Source organism: Natronomonas salsuginis (genome assembly GCF_005239135.1).
Classification (GTDB): domain Archaea; phylum Halobacteriota; class Halobacteria; order Halobacteriales; family Haloarculaceae; genus Natronomonas; species Natronomonas salsuginis.
This window is the reverse complement of sequence record NZ_QKNX01000001.1, coordinates 677,375-695,681: the sequence shown is the minus strand read 5'-3', so window position 1 is coordinate 695,681 and position 18,307 is coordinate 677,375. Positions and strand designations below refer to the sequence as shown.

Below are 18,307 nucleotides of genomic sequence, written 5' to 3'. Positions count from 1 at the left end.
GTCCAGTGAGGGCCGGGGATGCACCACCCGCGGCATCGATCGAGTGGCCATTCGGCGTCGGACCGGCCGGTCGATCGGCGGCGCTGCGGATCGTTCTTTACAGGTATCCGGCGTCGGCGAGTCGCTCGACGCCCTCGCGAAGCCGTTCCTCGCTGGCGGCGTAGGAGAGTCGCGCGTAGCCCGGCGTCCCGAACGCGCTGCCGGGGACCGTCGCGACGTGCGCCTCCTCGATCGCGCCCTCACACCACGCCTGATCGTCGTCGCCGACGGGGAGCATCATGTAGAACGCGCCGTCCGGAACGGGAACGTCTATTCCGTGTTCGGCGAACAGATCGACGAGCATGTCGCGACGGCCGTTGAACGCATCGCGCATCTCCGCGACCGTCTCCTCGGTGTTTCGCAGCGCCTCGATACCGGCGTGTTGAACAAAATTGACCGCACAAGAGACCGAATGCGAGTGGAGCTTGCCGGCCTGCTCGATCAGCGGTTTCGGCGCGGCGAGATAGCCGAGCCGCCAGCCGGTCATCGAGTACGCCTTCGAGAACCCGTTGATCGTGACCGTGCGATCGCCCATCCCGTCGAGGGAGCCGAGCGAGGTCTGCGCCGTGTCGTACGTGATCGCGTCGTATATTTCGTCGGAGATGACCGTGATATCGTGGTCGACGGCGAGGTCTCGTACGCCCTCGAGCGCCGCGTCGGTGAAGACGGCCCCCGACGGGTTCGACGGCGAATTGATCACGAGCAGTTCGGTGTCATCCGAGACGGTCTCCGCAAGCTCGTCGAGTGCGGGTTCGAGTTGGAAGTCGGTTTCCGAGAGGTCGACACGGGAGAGGCTGCCGCCGGCGAGTTTGGCCATCGCCTCGTAGCTGACCCACGCGGGATCGAGCAAGACGACCTCGTCGCCGTCGTCGATGAGCGTCTGGAACGTCTCGTAGAGCGCCTGCTTTGCGCCGGGCGTGACGATGAGTTCGTCGGTGCCGTAGTCGAGCCCGTCGGCGTCGAGTTTCTCGACGATCGCTTCTTTCAGTTCGGGGATGCCGTTCGACGGCGTGTAGCCGGTGTGACCCGCGTCGAGGGCGTCTTTGGCGGCTTCGACGACGTTTTCGGGGGTCGGGAAGTCCGGTTCGCCGACCGAGAGATCGACGACGTCGACGCCGTCGGCTTCCAGTTCCGATGCGAGGTTGCTGATCGCGAGCGTCGCGCTGGGTTCGACCCGGCCGACGCGCTCCGTGAATTCCATTGTCATTGTGTATCGAGTTCCTCCGCAAGTGAAATAGCGCTTCGGACGGCGCTCGCGCCGTGGTCGACCCGCTCTTCGGCCTCGGCCTGACTCATGCCGGGGCCGATGATCCCGAGCGTGACGGGCGTATCGCGGTTCAGCGACACGTCCGTGAGTCCGGCGGCGGCCGCGTCGGCGATCACCTGATCGTGGTCGGTGTCACCCGTGATTATCGCGCCGAGAACTGCGACGGCGTCGATATCGTCACGACGCGCGAGCCGATCCGCCGCCAGCGGCGTGTCGTAGGAGCCGGGGACCTCGATCGTCTCGACGATCTTCGCATCGGCCTCGGCCGCCGCGTCGCGGGCGCGAGACGCCATTTCGCGGGTCACCGGCCGTTCTTTGTTGAACTGCGCAACGACCAGTCCGAGCGCTACCATACCGGACGGTCGGTTTTGCCACGTAAAAGAAGTGCCGAAACGCGCCCCGCCGAGACCACCTGTTCGACGTGATCCGGGGGAGGGGCCACAAAAACGCCCGTTCCGTTCGCTTTTTACGCCGTTTGTCTCGGCTACGCTTCAGGCTCTGCCTCAGCGAAGTCACAAAAACACTCGCTTCGCTCGTGTTTTAAGCCGTTTGACTCGCTCAGGCTGCCGCCTTCGCTCCGTCAAACGTATCGTCGAAGTCGCCGCGCTCGAGCCGCTCGTTGAACGTTCGGGCATCCTCGCCCTCGACCGTGACGCCGAGAGAGGCACAGGTACCAGCGACTTCCTTCGCCGCGTTCCGCGCGTCGTACGCCAGTAGGTCGGGGAGCTTCTGCTCTGCGACCTTCTTCAGTTGTTCGGCCGTGATGTCGGCGACGAAGTCCTCGTTCGGTACGCCGGAGCCGGTCTCGAAGCCGACTTCGTCCTTGATGAGCGCGGCCGTCGGCGGGACGCCGACCTCGATCTCGAAGGAGCCGTCGTCATCGTACGTGACGGTCACGGGGACCTCGGTGCCGTCGAACGCCGCAGTCTGTTCGTTGATCTCGTTGACGACCGCCTGCACGTCAACCGGTGTCGGACCAAGCTCGGGGCCGAGCGGCGGCCCAGGGTTGGCCTGCCCGCCGGGGACGAGCACTTCGATAGTTCCAGCCATACACCGACCGAGTGTCGCGGCGAGTTTAAGCGTTACCGATTCGCCTCGGCGTGGTAGCCACTCCCCCGCGACGCACAATCGAACGCCTTTTTCGGTATCGGCGACACGTCACACCTAATGGGGCTCAAAGAGGAGATCGAGGCGATCGAAGAGGAGATCGCCAACACCCCGTACAACAAATCGACCGAACAGCACGTCGGTCGGCTGAAGGCCAAGCTCTCGGAAAAAAAGGAGACACTCGAACGTCAACAGTCCTCCGGGAGCGGCGGCGGCGGGTACGCGGTCGAGAAACACGGCGACGCGACGGTCGCGCTCGTCGGCTTTCCGTCCGTCGGAAAGTCGACGCTCCTCAACGCCCTCACGAACGCCGAGAGCGAAACCGGCTCCTACGAGTTCACCACGCTCGACGTCAATCCCGGGATGCTCGACTACCGTGGGGCGAACATCCAACTGCTCGACGTGCCGGGGCTCATCGAGGGGGCGGCAGACAACCGCGGCGGCGGCCAGGCCGTTCTCTCCGTCGTTCGAACCGCTGACCTCGTGCTCTTCGTCCTCTCGGCGTTCGAGATCGACCAGTACGAGCGGCTCCGCACGGAGCTGTACAACAACAAGGTCAGACTCGACACCGAACCGGTTCAAGTTACGGTCAGAAAGACCCACAAGGGCGGGATCAATCTCACCACCTCCGACCGGGTGACGCTCGACGACGAGACGATCATGGCGGTGCTCAGACAGTACGATTACATCAACGCCGACGTGACGATCCGCGACGACCTCACGATCGACCAGCTCGTCGATTCGCTTCAGGACAACCGCGAGTACCTCCCCTCCGCTGTCGCGGTCAACAAGGTCGATCTCATCGATCCGAGCTACGTCGACACCGTCAAAGAGAACCTCCGCGCTCACGACATCGACCCCGAAAAGGCCGTCTTCATCAGCGCCGAGGACGGGCGGGGCCTCGATTCACTCAAGCAGACGATCTGGAACAGACTCGGACTGATCCGGATCTACATGGACAAACCGGGCCGCGGCGTCGACTACGACGAACCCCTCATCCTGACCGAAACCGAGAACACTGTCGACGACGCGCTGCGGAAACTCGGCGGCAGCTTCGACGACCGGTTCCGATTCGCCCGCGTCAGCGGACCCTCCGCGAAGCACGACGAACAGCAGGTCGGGCGCGGCCACGAACTGCGAGACGAGGACGTGTTGCGAATCGTCGCCACGAAGTAGGCGTCAATCGTCCGATCCGGACCGGGCGATCGTGCGGACACACCGCCACCGACAATAAAGCATATACGGATCGTTGCGCATCTTTTCGGTAATGGCGTTCCCGCTGCAGTCGCTCACCGAGTTTTCGGTGCTGCCCTACACCGACGTGCTCGCGTGGATCATAATGGCCGTCTTCGTCGGCGGCGTCATCGCTGACCGGCGCGGACGACGGGACCTCGCACTCCGCGTGACGACCGCCGCCTGGGGGCTGTTCGCGATCTTTTGGTTCCTCTTGATTCATCACTTCGCGTTCATTCATCGAAGCGCGATCCAGACCGTCCTCATCGTCATCGCCGTCCCGGCGTGTCTCTACGTCGGCTGGCGCGTCTACAACGGCCGCGACTCGCTTTTGACCCTCTCTCGGGCGATCGCGTTCATGACGATCATCTACCTTCCCTTCGAGACGTCCGCGTTCGCCCGGACGATGTTGATCGAGACCGTCGCCGTCCAGACGTCCGTCGTGATCGATCTGCTCGGGATCGGCGATGGGATTCAATTTATCCAGGACCCTGCCCCGGGTTCGACAGTGATGAACACCTTCTGGGTCCCCGAGACCGGCCAGGCGTCGCGGATCGTCTTCGCGTGTACGGGTATCGAAGCGATGGCGATCTTCGGCGGCCTCATCGGGGCCGTCGACGCGTCGCGGCGCAAGAAGGCGATCGGGATCGCCGTCTCGATCGCGATTATCTGGGTGCTCAACATCGGCCGAAACGTCTTCATCGCGGTCGCGAACGGCTACCAGTGGTTCGCCGGCTCGTGGCTCGAAGGGCCGGTGATGTTCCTGTTCGGCATCTCCGATCCCGCGCGCGTCTCGTTTTTCGTCGCGGATCGGGTCATCTCCCAAGGGCTCGCAGTGTTCGCGCTCGTCGGGATCGCCTTTCTCGTCTCGCGGTGGGTGCCGGAGCTGCTCGACGTCGGCGAGGAACTCCTCTCGGTGCTGTTGGGCCGCAACGTGACGCTCCGATCGCCAGAGACCGCCCCCGATGGGGGTGAACGAGAGTCGTGAGCGAGGATCGAGCCGACGGGACGGACGGTCGCGGCAACGGCGGGAACGAGGCCGATGAAACCGACGACGGCGAAATCACTCGGCGACGGATGCTGCTTGGCGGCGGCGCGTCGCTCGCCACGATCGGGGGAGTGCGGGCTATCTACAACACGATCCTCGGCTACGGCCAGTTGGGGATGGGCACGAACCTCGAAGACCAGGATATAGAGTCGGTCGCAACGGAGCATCTGACGCCGCGGTACGACGAGGAGATACAGGGGACACGGGTTCAAGCGGACACCAACGCCGTCTTCGTCGGCGACGAGTGGGTGTCGTTCGAAACGGGGACGGCGGACGAGGCCGCCGACCTTGATGTCGAGTTCGGCCTCGACGGCCGGTTTCAGTCGCTCTTCGCCGATCTCTCGGCGTTTCATGCCGACGAGTACGCCTTCGAGTTCCACGATCCGGCGACGTTCTTCGAGCGCTTCGGTGACGGCGACCCACGAGTCGAGGTCGTCACCGCGATGCGGCGGTACGCGGATCGGACGGTCGATCCAGCGGTCGTCGAACGTTTTACCGGCGAGGATCCGGCGGCGATCGACGCGCTCGTCGAGGGACTCGTCAGGGGCTTTCGAAAACACACCGACTACGACGTCCCACGCTACCTCGCCGGATCGGTCGAGGACAACGTCATCTTCGGGGCGGTCGATCTCCGGAAGTACTTCGAAGACGACGTTTCGTTCGAGGCGCTGTTGGATGCCGGCGAAACCGGCATCTTCTGTTGGGAGTTAGTGTACCGGTCCATCGAGGCGTTACAGGCGCTTCGGCCGATCGAGCAGTCGGTCCCCGTCGCGGCCTGCTACGTGAGCGACCGGCGGCACAAACACGCCTTCACCGGGCTCGTGGGCGCGCTCAGAGTGGACGGCGACCTCCGGTTCCCGATGACGTTTCTCGACTACACCCACACGACGATGTACGACGACTTCCGGCTGACCGGGATCTTGGGCGAGGGACTCGCGGCGTACGACGACAGCCACCGCGCGGACGAGATCTACTGGTGAGTCGATAGAAGTCCTGAGACGACGGTCCGAAAGCGTCAGACGGGGTCGGGAAGTGCAGACGTGGGTGCGCCGGCGAGTTCGGCGAGGGCGTCCCGTTCGATAACGTGGAGATCGCCGGGGAGTATCAGCAGATGCAGCGGCTCGCCGAACGCCCGACCCGCGAGCGCGGAGAGTTGATCGGCGGCGACGACCGGATTCGGACTCCCCGCCCGGGCAACGGCCACGCCGAGCGCATCGAGTTCGTCGGCCAGCCGGCCCGCCGCGTGGTCGGCGGTCATGTACTCCTCGTGATCGGGATCTCGCCCCTTCGGGCCGATTCCGACCTTGATGTCGAGGTAGACGAGCGTGTGGAGGCCGCGATCGCGGTTGTCAGTGACGGTGTCGACGACGCTCCCGGGAACGCCGTCGCCGCCGTGGGCGTAGGCGAACGGCAGCGTCGTAGCCTTCCCGAATCGGTAGTTCTGCAGCCCAGTCAGCGAGGCCGCGGCCGCCTCGGCGGTCGTCCCGTGGATCACCCGGGTGTCGATTCCGCGCTCGGCCGCCCGGAGGCGCAAGTCGACGTGGGTCGTCGAGATCATCGTATCCCCGGCCGTGAGAAAGACGGCGTTGCCGTCGGCCGCGGCGTCGAGGATCGGCTCGGGATCCTCCTCGACGCCTGGGCGATCTCGTACTTCGATCGCGGTGTCGTGGTACGATTCGAGATCCTCGACGGTCGCGCCGACGAGTTTGCTGGTGTAAAACTCCGCGAAGACGCGGTCGGCGTCGGCGACGGCCTCGCGGCCCTCGACCGTGATCGACCGCTCGTCGTAGAGTCCGAGGCCGACGAACGTGAGCATACGTCCGTTCGATCGGCGGCGGGCAAAAGCCCCGCGTTTTTCGAGTCGGTTGAGACGCCGAGACGGAGCGGTACACTTACCGCCCACGCTCTCTGACGGATCGGTATGCCGGTTCGTTGCGTTCGCGCGGCCCGCGAAGACGGCGAGGAGATCCGCCAGCGGCTCGTCGAAGTGGACGCGCTGTCGGCGGAGTACGAGATCGAAGTCGTCGACGGCGAGATCTACATCCCGCTCGATCCGGCAGCCGATCCCAGGTCGATTGACCCCGATCTGGAGGTCGTCGAGCGCGACCTGGCGCGCCGGCAGTCACAGACGTTTCCGGCGGATATCCTCGGCTTCGAGCCCTCTTACGAGCGCCTCGGCGACATCGTCATCGTCGACGAGGACGACGACGCGACCGCCCGCACCATCGCCGACGCGATACTGGCGTCGGACGTGCGAGCGAGGACGGTCGTCAACCGAGCGTCGCCGATCGAGGGTGAACTCCGCGTGCGCCGGTGGGACGTGCTGGGTGGCAACGGGACCGAAACCGTCCACCGCGAGTACGGCTGTGAGTTCGAACTCGATATCTCCGAGGTCTACTTCTCGCCGCGGCTCGCGACCGAGCGCCACCGCGTGATCGAGCAGGTCGCCCCTGAGGAGCACTTCTTCGACATGTTCGCCGGGGTCGGCCCGTTCGTCGTTCCGGCAGCGAAGCGCGACGCGGAGTGCGTGGGTGTCGATCTGAACGCGGCGGCGATTGAGTATCTCCGACGAAACGCCGAACGAAACGGGGTCGCCGATCGAGTGAACGTGATTCACGGTGACGTTCGGTCGATCACCGGCTACGACGGCTGGGCCGAGCGGCTCGTGATGAACCTCCCCCACAGCGCGGACGAGTTCCTCGATACCGCCGTCGAACTCGCTGGCGACGACTGCCGGCTTCACTACTACGACATCCAACACGATGCGGACCCGTTCGGTCCCGGCGAGGCGGCGATCCGCGACGCCGCGGAGCCCGACTACGACGTCGAGATCGAGACGCGACACGAGGTTCGTTCGTACGCCCCCCACGAACTAAACGTCTGCCTCGACGCTCGATTGCGGCAGCGATGACCCGAGGGCGGCCGGACGAGTTCGCAACCCTTATTTGGCGTATGCCCCCAGTGTCGAATACGTGCCGGAGTAGCTCAGCTGGCAGAGCGAATCCTTCGTAAGGATTAGGTCGAGGGTTCAAATCCCTCCTCCGGCTTGCGTAAAAGGGTTCAAATCCTCCTTGCGATTCGGATATATGAACAGCGGTCGCCATCGGTTTCGATCGATCCACTTGCAGAACTCACAAAAGTCCTTCGCGCCGGCGTCCGCAGCGATTCCGCGAAGCGTCCCGATCCGCACGCGATCGTGAAGCGGGACACTCACAAAGGTGCAAGGAGGAAGCCCACGGCTTCAGCCGTGGGGGGAATCCGACACCCACCACGACCAAGAGGAAGTATTCTACGTCCAATCGGGGGAAGCGACCTTCGAGGTGACCGACGCGCCCGACACCGAGGCGGCCGAAGCGGTCAGCGTCGGTGCGGGCGAAGTGATCCGGTTTCCCGCCGGGGAGTTCCAGACGGGATACAACGAGGAGACAAACGATGAGCCGGTCGTCGGGTTCGCCCTCGGCGCGCCGGCACCGAAACACGACTGGGACGAGATAGAGGCGGCGATCCCCTGCCAAGCGTGCGGCGAGGAAACCGGTCACGGCGTCTCGCTGAGCGACGGGGGAGCGTTCGAGTACACCTGTCTGACGTGTGGCAACCAGTTTGCGATCTAAGCGAAGATCCATCCCCCCGACGTCACACCGATCGGACCACCGGGACGTATGGTTCACGGGATGGGGAAAGATATTTGACACTCTCTTCGAGAGTGTATGGTATGCCACACTGCCGCAACTGCGACGCGTTCGTGACGGACAACTACGTGCGCGTGTTCGCTCCGCAGGGAATGTCGACGGTTCGCGTCTGTCCGAATTGCGAGGATAAACTTCGAGACGGTGCGGAAGTCCGAGAGGCCCGTTCGACGCGGCAGAACTGACCGACCGTTTTATTGTGGCGGCGTCGGCTCGGCCATCATCGAGCCGACCCGATCGAGTAGATCGCGCTCACCGACTGCGTGGACCCCGATCGGGGGATCAGAAACCTCTTCGAGCGCGAACACCGGACTCGACATCTGCACGAATCGTTCGTTCGGGCCGTCGAGCGACCCCGCGACGACGGTCGCGTCAGCCGACGCGACGTGTGACTCGACGGCCGCGAGGCGGTCGTCGGGGATCGGTTCGAAGGCCGGTGCCGTGACGACGTCGCGGGCGAGGCCACGAGCGGTGATCGCGGCGACGTCACCCTCGGGGAGCACGCCGGCCGTGACGGACACGCCCGTATCGACGAGTCGGCCGATCGTTCGCGCCGCCCTCTCGCCGGCACCGAGAACGTGGACGTGCGTGTCCCCTGGCGGCTCGTCCGAAAGCGGCGTCACCGCTGGCGTCCCGGTGACGGGATTCGTCGCGATGGCCGTCCGAACGTCGAAGGCGGCCTCGAGTCGCCCCGACGTGAGCACCGTCTCGGGCGATCCCTCCGCGAGAAGCGCCCCGTCCGAGAGGAGGGCCATCCGGTCACAGAAGCGCGCCGCGAGTTCGAGATCGTGAATCGCCGCGACGACCGTTCGCCCGTCGTCGGCGAGCGCTCTCGCCAGCGCGAGCATCCGGACCTGATGATTGATATCGAGACTGGCGGTCGGTTCGTCGAGGAGCAGTATCGGTGCGTCCTGTGCGAGCGCGCGCGCCACCATAACGCGCTGTCGCTCGCCGCCGCTCAGTTCCTCGACGGACCGTTCGGCGAAGCGCACCGTGTCCGTTCGTTCGAGCGCGTCGTCCACGGCTGCGCGGTCAGCGTCGTCCGCCGGTTCGAACCGCGATCGATGCGGCGTCCGGCCCATCTCGACGATGTCGGCGACCGGGAACTCGAACGCGACCGTCGTCTCCTGTGGGACCGTCGCGACCAACTGTCCGATCTCACGGGCCGAACACTCGGCGACGGGTCGGCCCCCCACGTAGACGTCGCCGCGATCCGGCGAGAGCAGTCCGTTGCACGTTCGCAACAGCGTGGTTTTCCCCGCGCCGTTCGGCCCGACTAACGCGAGGAATTCCCCCCCGTCGACGAACAGTTCGATGTCGTCGAGGACGGTTACGCCCCCGAAATCGACGCCAACATCGTCGAACTCGATCACAGCGCGTGCACCTCCCGCTTGCGGAGCAGATACAGGAAGAACGGCGCGCCGAGCGCCGCGGTGACGATCCCGACGGGGATCTCGGCCGGCCCCGACCGGGCGACCGTGTCGGTCGCCACGAGGAACGTCGCGCCCGCGAGCGCGCTCGTCGGGAGGAGAACCCGGTGGTCCGGTCCGACGACGAGTCGCATCATGTGCGGGACGATGAGTCCCACGAACCCGATCACGCCGGCGACCGCGACCGCCGCCGCCGTGACGACGCTCGACGTCGCGAGCAGGACCCGCTTCGTCCGTTCGACCTCAATACCAAGGGTATGGGCGTCGTCTTCGCCCAACAGCAAGACGTTGAGGTCTCGCGCATACGCAATCAGAATCGCGAAGAGGAGCACGACGACGGGCAGCGCCAGCCGAACACGACCCCACGTGCTGTCGTGGAGATGGCCCATGAGCCAGTAGACCGCTGTTTCGAGGTTGTCGCCCGCGTTCAACAGCAGAAACGAGATGACCGCCCCGAGGAACGTCTGGAGGGCGACGCCAGCCAACAGGAGCGTCGCGACGGGCGTCCGGCCGCCTTCGGTGGCGATGGCGTACACTGCGAAGGCAGCGACGAGCGCGCCGCAGAAAGCGAATGCGGCTCGACCGAACGGCACGGAAAGCGGAAGCACGATGAACGCGACGGCACCCACGGCCGCGCCCGAGGAGACCCCGATGATGGAGGGATCGGCCATCGGATTCCGGAAAAAGCCCTGCATGACGGTTCCCGCGAGTGCAAGTGCGAAACCGACGATCGCCCCCAACACGATTCGCGGGAGCCGAATCTGCCGAACGATGAGCGCGGTCGACGATGCGACCTCGAAGTGGAACGGCCGCGTCCACACCGGCGACGTTCCGTCCAGCCCGGGGAGCCGAATGGCGTTCAACAGAACGTACGCGACCTCCAGGGGGCCGATATCGGCATACCCGAGGGCGGCGCTCACGACGACGACCGCGACGAGCAGCGCGCTCAACGCACTCGACCAGATGAGCGTCCGCGGAAGGGACATGTTCGCAACTGCGTTTGCATTAGTCAAATACTTATTGTCCTCGTCGCTGTGTCCGAACGATGCGTTCTCGAACCTCGCTGCTTCTCGTCTCGATACTCGTTGTCGCGTCGATCGCCGCAACCGTCCCGATGGCGGCCGCCGACACGCACGCGTCGGCCTGTTCGTTCCCGGTGTCGGAGACCGACGCGACCGGCGAAACGGTGACCGTTGAGGAGCGCCCCGAACGAATCGTCGTGTTACAGCCGAGTGCCGCACAGACCGTCTGGGAACTTGGTGCCCAAGGTCGCGTCGTCGGTGCTCCGGTCGCGCCCTACACGGACTACCTCAAAGGGATCGACGAGAAACAGAACGTGTTGAACCTCGACGAGTTCAGCGTCAACCGCGAGGCGGTCGTCGAGCTGGACGCCGATATCGTGCTCGCACCGAACATCGTTCCGAACGAGACCGTCGAGCAACTCCGAGGGGCGAATCAGACCGTGTTCAAATTCGGGGTCGGAACGTCGCTGGAGTTCATCGCTGACAAGACCGAGTTGACCGGGCGACTGATCGGCTCCTGCGAGGAGGCCGCCAACGTGAACGAGGCGTACTGGGATCGCATCGAATCTGCGCGGGCGGCTACCGAGGGCGGCGACGCCCCGCGCGTACTCCACTACACGGACAACTTCACGGCCGGGTCGGGGACGTTCATTGACGAGATCATCGCGGCCGCGGGCGGCGAAAACGTCGCAGCGAAAAACGGCATCGAGGGCTACGGACGGGTGAACGACGAAGCGGTGGTTCGGTGGAACCCCGAGGTCATCCTCGTCGCGGACGACGGACCGGGCGTCCCCGAGACGGCCGCGTTCGAGTCGACGTTCGCCGTCAGAAACGAGCAGGTCGTCGTCGTCGACGGCAACTACCTGAGTCAGCCGGGACCGCGGATCGCCATCGCGATCGAAGAACTCGCGACAGCTTTGAGCGACGCGACACTCGAAAGCGACGATGCCGCGGAGACCGACGCGATCGACGACCGGACATCGACGCCGACGCCCATGGCTTCCGCACCTGAAGACCAGACCGGGTTCGGCGTCCTCTCGGCGCTCGTCGCGCTCACGGCGCTCGGGCTGTTCGCCCGGCGTCGATAGCGCTCGACGGCGACCGCGGACCGCCCGCTTTTTAGGTTCCCAACGCGCAGGCTCGGATATGGTCGAAAACGTCATCTGGCCCGCCTACCTCGACGCCGAGCGCTCTCGGAGCGAGGGGAGACGGGTCCCGCTGGATCTCGCCGTCTCGGAGCCGACCGTCGACGAGATCGCGAGCGCGGTCCAACAGGTCGGCTACGACGCCGTCATCGATCGGGATCGAACGTACCCCCGAGAGTACGAACCGCGCGGACGCGTCGTCGTCAAGGGGGCCGACGACGCGTCGAAGTCCGATCTGCTCGGGGCGGTCGCCGCGTACGTCGCCGCCCTCCGCGAATGAAGCGCGTCGGCGAGGTCGTCAGGACCGCACAGGGACTGGCCATCGTCCGGTCGCCGGACGACTCACACCCGAAGATCGGAACGGAACTCCTCAGTTCGGACCTCGACGCCGTCGGTCGCGTCGTGGACGTGTTCGGCCCCGTCGATCGCCCGTACGTCGCCGTCTCACCGGATCGGAACGTCGCGCTGGCGACGTTGCTCGGCGAGAAGCTGTACGCCAGGTGACCTTCTCCTCGCGGCAGCCGGCGGGACTTCCCACTGCACCGCACCGCTGGGTTGGGATGTTTGCTGGTTTAGGAGCTGTCGGCATGACGGGCCGATGGCGGGGCCACACCGCCGGTACTCCTCTCCCGGCTGGGGACTCGGAGGTATTTTGATGGAGACATCACAGCGGTTCGGGAGGGTGTCTCGAACGTTCTGGGCCTCGGAGTCCCGATATTGTGCATTTGAGTGGGCGGTCTGACCGCTTCGGTGTACGTCATGGTACCTAACGATTCCACGTACCTATCCGTATTGCTGTTGAACAAGGTTCGTGTCGGCGTTGTCCGATTCACGCCCGTCGTGAACGACGGGGTTCTCTCCTTGAACAAAGATAGATAGGGGTTGCTCTCAGAGTCGCCGCTGTCAAATAGTTTTACACAATCGGCGTATAAACCCTAGATAAATTACCCTTCGTCAGAATCCCAATTCGACTGCTGTCCGTCGTTTATCCCGTGTTGATTTTGCTCTATCTTGTTCAGTTCGATCAGCAGCCGAAAGATCGCCTTCACGAGGTTCGCGTCCACGTCGAACTGTTCGGCGTTCGCTCCGGCCCGTTCCATTACTGCTTCCTCCTGGGATTCGTCCGTCGTCGGCAGCCCCTTTTCGCGTTTGACTGCGGCGATGCTCTCGGCGACGTACGTCCGCTGGGCGATCCGTTCGACGATCTCTTGATCGATCGATCTGATCTCGTCTCGGAGTTCGTCGAGATCCATCTCCGCGGGATCGTCGCGCATCATCGTCTCGTTGCTCCCGTCCGTTGTGTCGTTGTTAGCCATGTGTGTCCCTCTCGTTGACTCCAGATCGCAGCCAGTTCCTCGAGCGTCTCGCGGTCGCCGACCGCGGTGTAGCTCGGTCCGGTCCCCGACAGCGAGGCGGCCGCGTCGGGCAGTGCCTCGACCAGCGGTTCCGGAGAGTGGTCCAGCGCCGCACAGAAAGCGAACCCGTTGACGCACATCGCGTCGAGATACGCCCCATCCATCGCGAGGTCGTAGACGACGTCCGCCATCGGCGCGATTCGCTCACACCGCGAGACGTCCGCGTCGGCAGAAAACCCCTGTTCGTCCGGCGTGTACACGAGCACGTCCCAGTCGGGCTCCTCGCGCCGGAGCAGTTCGTCGGTCGTGTTGTCGGTGACGGTCACGCCGCCGAGCATCGACGCCGACGCGTCGTCGAACGCGCCAGTCACCGTCACGCCCACCTCCCGCGCCGCGTCGACGCCGATTCGACAGGCGTCCTCGCGGTCGAGATCAACGTCGAGCGCGTCGAGGGTCGCGAGCACGGTGGCGTTGGCGGCCGCGCTGGAGCTTTTCAGCCCCGACGCCATCGGGATCTCGCTCTCGGTTCGCACGTGGCCGCCCTCGCCGTCCCCGACCCGCTCGATCACCGATTCGACGCAGCGTTCGACGAGTCGGGTGTCGCCGTCCGGTTTCCCCGCGATTTTGGCGGTGATCGCTCCCGTGTCGTCGAGTTCGACGGTCGCCTCAGTGTAGGCGTCCTCGATCGCGAACGCGGAGCCGTAGCCGTTCGCGAGCGCATTCAACACGGTTCCGGCCGCCGGGGCGGCTGCACGACCAACCATTGTATCCCTCTCTCCGTGGGGGCTACAAAGCGGTGACGGTCGTCGGTGTGGATCCTAGGCACGTTGGTACATCGAGAGCACGCACCAGTAGCAACTGACCACCGATAGCCGCGAGGCTCCAGAAAACGGTCCACCAAAGATGTGGATGCTCGCTAGGGGATTTGAACCCCTGTCATCGGCTCGAAAGGCCAATATGATTGGCCGGGCTACACCAAGCGAGCGACGTCTTCGAGTCCGGTTTGGGACGGTATAAAACTGTCTGTATCGATCTGCGAATCGGACGCTTGCGCGGGATCTGGTGCGCCTTCGCACACCACATCGGGGCGTCCCTCGTCGGGGATACCGTCGCCCATCATTCACACGTCGAAGACGACGTAGGCGCGCCATCCGGACGGAGTCCGTTCGAGTGCCATCTCGGAGTACGTCACCGCCTTGATCTCGCGGGCTTCGATGTCTCCGACGGGGACGCCGCGGGCCGACGCGTCGAGCGTGAGTGTCCCGTCTTCGTCGATCGAAACACGGTGGTCGACCGGCAACACCCCTCGAACGTCGCGTTGATAGATGAGTTCGTCGAGATAGTCGAAGAGGAGCGCCTCCCTCGATTCGGCGCACACGGTCACGGTGAACCGATCGCCGGTTTCCGGGATCGACTCACAATGAGCGGCCGAGAGTCCGCTGGCGACGGCCTCGAAGACGTCAGCGAGCGCTTCGCCGGTCGCTTCGACGGCGACATCGGCCGTGTGGTCGCGTAACTCGAAGGTCATGGCTCCCCGTTGTTCGACTCCCCTGACGGTGACTCAGTTCGCTTATGATCGGATCGACTCGCTGAGACGATCGACCCGGTGCCGGTCCGCCGTATCTCCGAACCGTCGACGTACTCCGCGTTGGCGATGACACCGAGGACGATCGAGATCACGAGCAGCGTCACAATGAGCGACAACAGAATCGTCAACCCGCGGAGGAACGCCTTCCGGAGTTCCTTCGTCATCTCCGCTCGCAACCGAATCGATCTCCCCCGGTGTGTACGGGCCATTGCGTTCGAACTCACGCTGCCCGGCCGAAAACCTTGTGCCGACGCTCGCGGGAGGGCGGTGGAGTTATATTCGACCGAATCGTACGCTGTGGCAGTGAGTGTCACCATCGATCTGCGCGCGTTCGGCCCCGGTGACGACGCGTTCCTCGAGGAGGCGTGGGCGCTGAAAGAGCGCATCCGGAAGCGGGAAAACGTCCTCAAACAGCGCCGCGGCTTCTTCACCGACGCCTATCGCCGCTCGAAGGTGTACGCGCTCGTCGAACCGGGGTACGATTCAGAGACGCTCGTCGGCTTCGCGTCGACGCGGCGCGACGGGTATATCCTCTTTTTGGCGGTCGCACCGGAGTACCGCGGCGAGGGGTTCGGCCGACAGCTCGTCGCGGCGGTCGCCGACGAACACAGTTCTGTCACGTGCCACGCGCGATCCACGAACGACGGCGCGCTTGCGTTTTACGAGCGCATCGGCTTCGAGATCGAACGCCGGGTGGAGAACTACTACGAGGACCGCGGCGACGCCTATTACCTTCGACTCGGGGACGGCGGGCTGGCGGCGAAACTCTCGCGGTTCGTCCCCGGTGCGTAGCCCCGACCGGACGGCAACGCTTTTTCACCCCCCTGTCCAAACCGGGGTATGGACGGCCGGACTCGCGAGTATCTCAAGGGCCGCTTCGGCGACCACTACCGCCGAGCGACGATCTCGCCGCCGCCGGCCGGCAACGAACGCGAGTGGGGCTACATCACGTGGGGGGCGGGCGGTACGACGATGGTTCGACACAACTCGTTTCTCGATCTCGCCGGTGGCGGCAGCATTGAGGGGTTCTTGGCCGGCGAGCGCCCGCGTCACGTCTACTTCTCGGCGGGGCGATACGACGATCCGGGCGCGGGATCGATGGGACAGAAGGGGTGGCGTGGTTCGGATCTCGTCTTCGATCTCGACGCCGACCACCTGCCCGGCGTCGACCCCGAGACGACGAGTTACGAGGTAATGCTCGACGCGTGTCAGGACGCACTCCGTCGGTTGCTCGACCTCCTCGAAACGGACTTCGGCTTCAACGACCCCGAGATCGTCTTCTCCGGCGGCCGCGGATACCACGTTCACGTCCGGCGAGACGATGTCGCCGGATTGAGTCGACGCGCGCGAAGGGAGATCGTCGAGTACGTCCTCGGCGAGGGGATCGAGTTCGGGGACATCGTCTCGACGCGGGCCGTCAGCGGGAGCGCCGGCCGCAGCTCGCCCGCGCAGAAACGAACGCTGCCGGACGGCGGGTGGGCCGGACGAACTCGGCGCCGACTCGACGAGTTCGTCGACGACTTGCTCTCGATGGACGAGTCCGAGGCGATCGCCAGACTCCGGGAGTTCGACGGTATCGGCGAGGGGAAAGCCAACGCCGCGCTCAACGCAGCGCGGAACAATCGGGAGGAACTCGCCCGCGGAAACGTCGACGTCCACCCGGCGATCCACAGCGTCGCCCGCCTGCTGTTCTCGGAGGTCGTTCGGACGCAGTCGGCGCCGATCGACGAGCCGGTGACGACCGACATCAACCGCCTCATCCGGCTGCCGGGGAGCCTCCACGGAGGGACGGGACTCGAAGTCGTGCGCATCGACCGCGCGGCGCTCGACGGGTTCGATCCGCTGGTGGACGCGGTTCCCGACACGTTCGTCGGCAACGAGATCAGGGTGTACGCCAGCGAGGCAACGACGGTCGACCTTCGGGGCGAAACATTTACCATCCAGGAGGGAGTGAGTTCCGTCCCGGAGTACGTGGGTATCTTCGCGATGGCCCGCGGACACGTGAGCAAGGCAGGAGAATGAATCTCGACGAACTTCAGTCCGCGCAGGCGCGTGAGCGCCAATCGAGCGACCTCCAGCACCTGCGCTCGTCGTTCTATACGGAGGTCGGCGACTTCATCGGCGAACTCAACGACGAGCGCGCGCGAGTCGTTGAGGCGGCGGACGATCCGTTCTCCGAGCCCGAGGTCAGACGCCTCACAGACGACATCGAGACCGCCGAGGGAACCGTCGAGGCCATCTACGAACGCCGCGTGGGAAAGGTCGTGAAAAAAGCCTCCATTGCGGCGGCGGGGATGCCGGTCGAGGAGGACGGCTTGACCCGAGAAGAAGAGGCGCTTTTCACCGACCTCGTCGCCCGCATCGAGCAGAACCGCGAGCAGGTTCTCTCGGTGCTCGACGGCGAGATGGCGACAGTCTCCTGTACGATCGACGACGAAACGACCGACACGGCACCGGATTCCACCGAGCCCGATCCGGAGACGTCTGACCGGTCGCCCGCGGACCGATCACCGGTTACTGACCCCGACTCGGCTTCGAACGTCGATTCCGGTGTTTCGGCCGATAGCGAGGGGATAAACGCGGCCGACCTGATGGGCGGCACAGCGGACGGCGGCACCTCGGATTCGGCTCCTAATCCCTCAGGAACGACCCCGCCGGACCCGTCGACGGCGCCGTCGGCTTCGCCGGTCGACTCGACGCCCGGGCGGAACGGTGGCCCGTCCGGCGAAGCCGTTTCACCGGACCCATCACCGGTCGACACCGGATCTCAGTCCCGATCGGCCGGCAGCGCTGACGTGAACCCCGATGCGATCCCCGGTCTGCCGCGAACGACGGTGCGGATCACGGCGGATGTCGGCGAGATCGTCGGGGCTGACGATCGCGATTACGACCTCGGTCCCGAGGACGTCGTCACGCTTCCGGAGCCGAACGCCGACGTGCTCGTCGAGAAGAACGCGGCCGAGCGGCTCTAGTCCGTCGGCTGCCGTCGAGTGCTCACCGCCGAGCTACCACTTTTCGTACGGTCCGTTCGAGAATCGTAGCAGCAAACTGGGGTGTGAACCGCAATTCTACCGAACGTCTCGCAGGCGCTCTCTGCTTGCGGTTTGGGAAGAAACTTTTAAATAATTTGGAGACTAACTCGTAGTTAGTATGACTGAATATACGCAGTCGATTCGCGGCGATATCGACGCGGTGGCTCGTCACTACGAGTACGACGACAGCGCCATTATCGTCGCCGATTTCGGGTTCGTCACCGGGAGCGTCGACGTCGTCGACGGCACCGCAATCGTCGTCATCGACGACGACCAATACGAGTTCGACGTCCCGGCCGGCGTCGACCGTGCGGTTATGAACAACGGGGTCGTCAGTATCGAGGTGGAGCGATAA

23 protein-coding genes and 2 tRNA genes are annotated in these 18,307 nt (G+C 64.8%); 14 read left to right on the top strand and 11 right to left on the bottom strand.

Annotated features, from left to right (window positions below; genetic code table 11):
- Nucleotides 1-97: 97 nt before the first annotated feature.
- The 3 genes from DM868_RS03770 to DM868_RS03760 all read right to left on the bottom strand — a co-directional run bounded on the left by DM868_RS03770 (nucleotide 98) and on the right by DM868_RS03760 (nucleotide 2,356).
- Nucleotides 98-1,246 (bottom strand): pyridoxal phosphate-dependent aminotransferase, encoded by a 1,149-nt coding sequence (locus tag DM868_RS03770; RefSeq protein WP_137275506.1) that lies wholly within the window; start codon nucleotides 1,244-1,246, stop codon nucleotides 98-100.
- Nucleotides 1,243-1,659, bottom strand: a complete 417-nt coding sequence (gene ribH / locus DM868_RS03765; protein ID WP_137275505.1) for a 6,7-dimethyl-8-ribityllumazine synthase — start codon at nucleotides 1,657-1,659, stop codon at nucleotides 1,243-1,245. Before ribH ends, DM868_RS03770 begins: the two co-directional genes overlap by 4 nt.
- A gap of 205 nt (nucleotides 1,660-1,864) precedes the next feature.
- Nucleotides 1,865-2,356 (bottom strand): 50S ribosomal protein L11, encoded by a 492-nt coding sequence (locus tag DM868_RS03760; RefSeq protein ID WP_137275504.1) that lies wholly within the window; start codon nucleotides 2,354-2,356, stop codon nucleotides 1,865-1,867.
- A gap of 117 nt (nucleotides 2,357-2,473) precedes the next feature.
- On the opposite strand from DM868_RS03760, the gene DM868_RS03755 reads away from it, so the two are divergent.
- The 3 genes from DM868_RS03755 (at nucleotide 2,474) to DM868_RS03745 (ending at nucleotide 5,674) form a co-directional block, all read left to right on the top strand.
- Complete coding sequence (locus tag DM868_RS03755) at nucleotides 2,474-3,589, top strand: OBG GTPase family GTP-binding protein (RefSeq protein ID WP_137275503.1); 1,116 nt, start codon at nucleotides 2,474-2,476, stop codon at nucleotides 3,587-3,589.
- A gap of 91 nt (nucleotides 3,590-3,680) precedes the next feature.
- Nucleotides 3,681-4,634 carry an archaeosortase A gene (gene artA / locus DM868_RS03750; protein WP_137275502.1) on the top strand — a complete coding sequence of 318 codons (954 nt, stop codon included), beginning with the start codon at nucleotides 3,681-3,683 and terminating at the stop codon, nucleotides 4,632-4,634.
- On the top strand, nucleotides 4,631-5,674 hold the full coding sequence (locus DM868_RS03745) for a hypothetical protein (RefSeq protein ID WP_137275501.1): 1,044 nt from the start codon (nucleotides 4,631-4,633) through the stop codon (nucleotides 5,672-5,674). Before artA ends, DM868_RS03745 begins: the two co-directional genes overlap by 4 nt.
- Nucleotides 5,675-5,709: 35 nt before the next feature.
- On the opposite strand, the gene dph5 is transcribed toward DM868_RS03745, so the two are convergent.
- On the bottom strand, nucleotides 5,710-6,510 hold the full coding sequence (gene dph5, locus DM868_RS03740; RefSeq protein WP_137275500.1) for a diphthine synthase: 801 nt from the start codon (nucleotides 6,508-6,510) through the stop codon (nucleotides 5,710-5,712).
- 105 nt (nucleotides 6,511-6,615) lie between these two features.
- Here dph5 and DM868_RS03735 point away from each other — a divergent pair, with 105 nt between their 5' ends.
- The 4 genes from DM868_RS03735 (at nucleotide 6,616) to DM868_RS15025 (ending at nucleotide 8,565) form a co-directional block, all read left to right on the top strand.
- Complete coding sequence (locus tag DM868_RS03735; RefSeq protein ID WP_137275499.1) at nucleotides 6,616-7,605, top strand: class I SAM-dependent methyltransferase; 990 nt, start codon at nucleotides 6,616-6,618, stop codon at nucleotides 7,603-7,605.
- 63 nt (nucleotides 7,606-7,668) lie between these two features.
- Nucleotides 7,669-7,741: transfer RNA gene (locus DM868_RS03730), tRNA-Thr, on the top strand.
- A 171-nt stretch (nucleotides 7,742-7,912) separates the two neighbouring features.
- On the top strand, nucleotides 7,913-8,305 hold the full coding sequence (locus tag DM868_RS03720; protein WP_137275498.1) for a cupin domain-containing protein: 393 nt from the start codon (nucleotides 7,913-7,915) through the stop codon (nucleotides 8,303-8,305).
- A 101-nt stretch (nucleotides 8,306-8,406) separates the two neighbouring features.
- A complete protein-coding gene (locus DM868_RS15025; RefSeq protein ID WP_170964419.1) occupies nucleotides 8,407-8,565 on the top strand; it encodes a DUF7563 family protein in 159 nt (52 codons plus the stop codon).
- A gap of 9 nt (nucleotides 8,566-8,574) precedes the next feature.
- Here DM868_RS15025 and DM868_RS03715 read toward each other — a convergent pair whose 3' ends face one another.
- Both DM868_RS03715 and btuC read right to left on the bottom strand, forming a co-directional pair.
- Nucleotides 8,575-9,753 (bottom strand): heme ABC transporter ATP-binding protein, encoded by a 1,179-nt coding sequence (locus DM868_RS03715; RefSeq protein ID WP_137275497.1) that lies wholly within the window; start codon nucleotides 9,751-9,753, stop codon nucleotides 8,575-8,577.
- The gene (gene btuC, locus DM868_RS03710) at nucleotides 9,750-10,796 is read right to left on the bottom strand and encodes a vitamin B12 ABC transporter permease BtuC (RefSeq protein WP_137275496.1); all 1,047 of its coding nucleotides are present in this window, start codon (nucleotides 10,794-10,796) and stop codon (nucleotides 9,750-9,752) included. The genes DM868_RS03715 and btuC overlap by 4 nt, the downstream gene beginning before the upstream one ends.
- 59 nt (nucleotides 10,797-10,855) lie before the next feature.
- Here btuC and DM868_RS03705 point away from each other — a divergent pair, with 59 nt between their 5' ends.
- The 3 genes from DM868_RS03705 to DM868_RS03695 are packed head-to-tail and all read left to right on the top strand — an operon-like array spanning nucleotide 10,856 to nucleotide 12,481.
- Nucleotides 10,856-11,920, top strand: a complete 1,065-nt coding sequence (locus DM868_RS03705; RefSeq protein WP_137275495.1) for a PGF-CTERM-anchored ABC transporter substrate-binding protein — start codon at nucleotides 10,856-10,858, stop codon at nucleotides 11,918-11,920.
- Nucleotides 11,921-11,978: 58 nt separating this feature from the next.
- Nucleotides 11,979-12,257 carry a signal recognition particle subunit SRP19 gene (gene srp19 / locus DM868_RS03700; protein ID WP_137275494.1) on the top strand — a complete coding sequence of 93 codons (279 nt, stop codon included), beginning with the start codon at nucleotides 11,979-11,981 and terminating at the stop codon, nucleotides 12,255-12,257.
- Nucleotides 12,254-12,481, top strand: a complete 228-nt coding sequence (locus tag DM868_RS03695) for an H/ACA ribonucleoprotein complex subunit GAR1 (protein WP_137275493.1) — start codon at nucleotides 12,254-12,256, stop codon at nucleotides 12,479-12,481. The genes srp19 and DM868_RS03695 overlap by 4 nt, the downstream gene beginning before the upstream one ends.
- 440 nt (nucleotides 12,482-12,921) lie before the next feature.
- Here DM868_RS03695 and DM868_RS03690 read toward each other — a convergent pair whose 3' ends face one another.
- From DM868_RS03690 to DM868_RS03670, 5 genes are all read right to left on the bottom strand, one after another.
- Nucleotides 12,922-13,293 carry a chorismate mutase gene (locus DM868_RS03690; protein ID WP_137275492.1) on the bottom strand — a complete coding sequence of 124 codons (372 nt, stop codon included), beginning with the start codon at nucleotides 13,291-13,293 and terminating at the stop codon, nucleotides 12,922-12,924.
- Complete coding sequence (locus DM868_RS03685; RefSeq protein WP_137275491.1) at nucleotides 13,251-14,096, bottom strand: shikimate kinase; 846 nt, start codon at nucleotides 14,094-14,096, stop codon at nucleotides 13,251-13,253. The genes DM868_RS03690 and DM868_RS03685 overlap by 43 nt, the downstream gene beginning before the upstream one ends.
- Nucleotides 14,097-14,242: 146 nt before the next feature.
- Nucleotides 14,243-14,317, bottom strand: a tRNA-Glu gene (locus DM868_RS03680).
- Nucleotides 14,318-14,452: 135 nt separating this feature from the next.
- A complete protein-coding gene (locus DM868_RS03675; RefSeq protein WP_137275490.1) occupies nucleotides 14,453-14,860 on the bottom strand; it encodes an archease in 408 nt (135 codons plus the stop codon).
- Nucleotides 14,857-15,084 carry a hypothetical protein gene (locus DM868_RS03670; RefSeq protein WP_137275489.1) on the bottom strand — a complete coding sequence of 76 codons (228 nt, stop codon included), beginning with the start codon at nucleotides 15,082-15,084 and terminating at the stop codon, nucleotides 14,857-14,859. The genes DM868_RS03675 and DM868_RS03670 overlap by 4 nt, the downstream gene beginning before the upstream one ends.
- A gap of 139 nt (nucleotides 15,085-15,223) precedes the next feature.
- Between DM868_RS03670 and DM868_RS03665 the strand changes: the two genes are divergently transcribed.
- From DM868_RS03665 to DM868_RS03650, 4 genes are all read left to right on the top strand, one after another.
- Nucleotides 15,224-15,712: a GNAT family N-acetyltransferase gene (locus DM868_RS03665; protein WP_137275488.1), complete on the top strand. Its 489-nt coding sequence runs from the start codon at nucleotides 15,224-15,226 to the stop codon at nucleotides 15,710-15,712.
- Between the two features lie 48 nt (nucleotides 15,713-15,760).
- Nucleotides 15,761-16,942, top strand: a complete 1,182-nt coding sequence (gene priS / locus DM868_RS03660) for a DNA primase small subunit PriS (RefSeq protein ID WP_137275487.1) — start codon at nucleotides 15,761-15,763, stop codon at nucleotides 16,940-16,942.
- Nucleotides 16,939-17,892: a DNA replication complex subunit Gins51 gene (locus DM868_RS03655; protein WP_137275486.1), complete on the top strand. Its 954-nt coding sequence runs from the start codon at nucleotides 16,939-16,941 to the stop codon at nucleotides 17,890-17,892. The genes priS and DM868_RS03655 overlap by 4 nt, the downstream gene beginning before the upstream one ends.
- 178 nt (nucleotides 17,893-18,070) lie before the next feature.
- The gene (locus DM868_RS03650) at nucleotides 18,071-18,307 is read left to right on the top strand and encodes a DUF7127 family protein (protein ID WP_137275485.1); all 237 of its coding nucleotides are present in this window, start codon (nucleotides 18,071-18,073) and stop codon (nucleotides 18,305-18,307) included.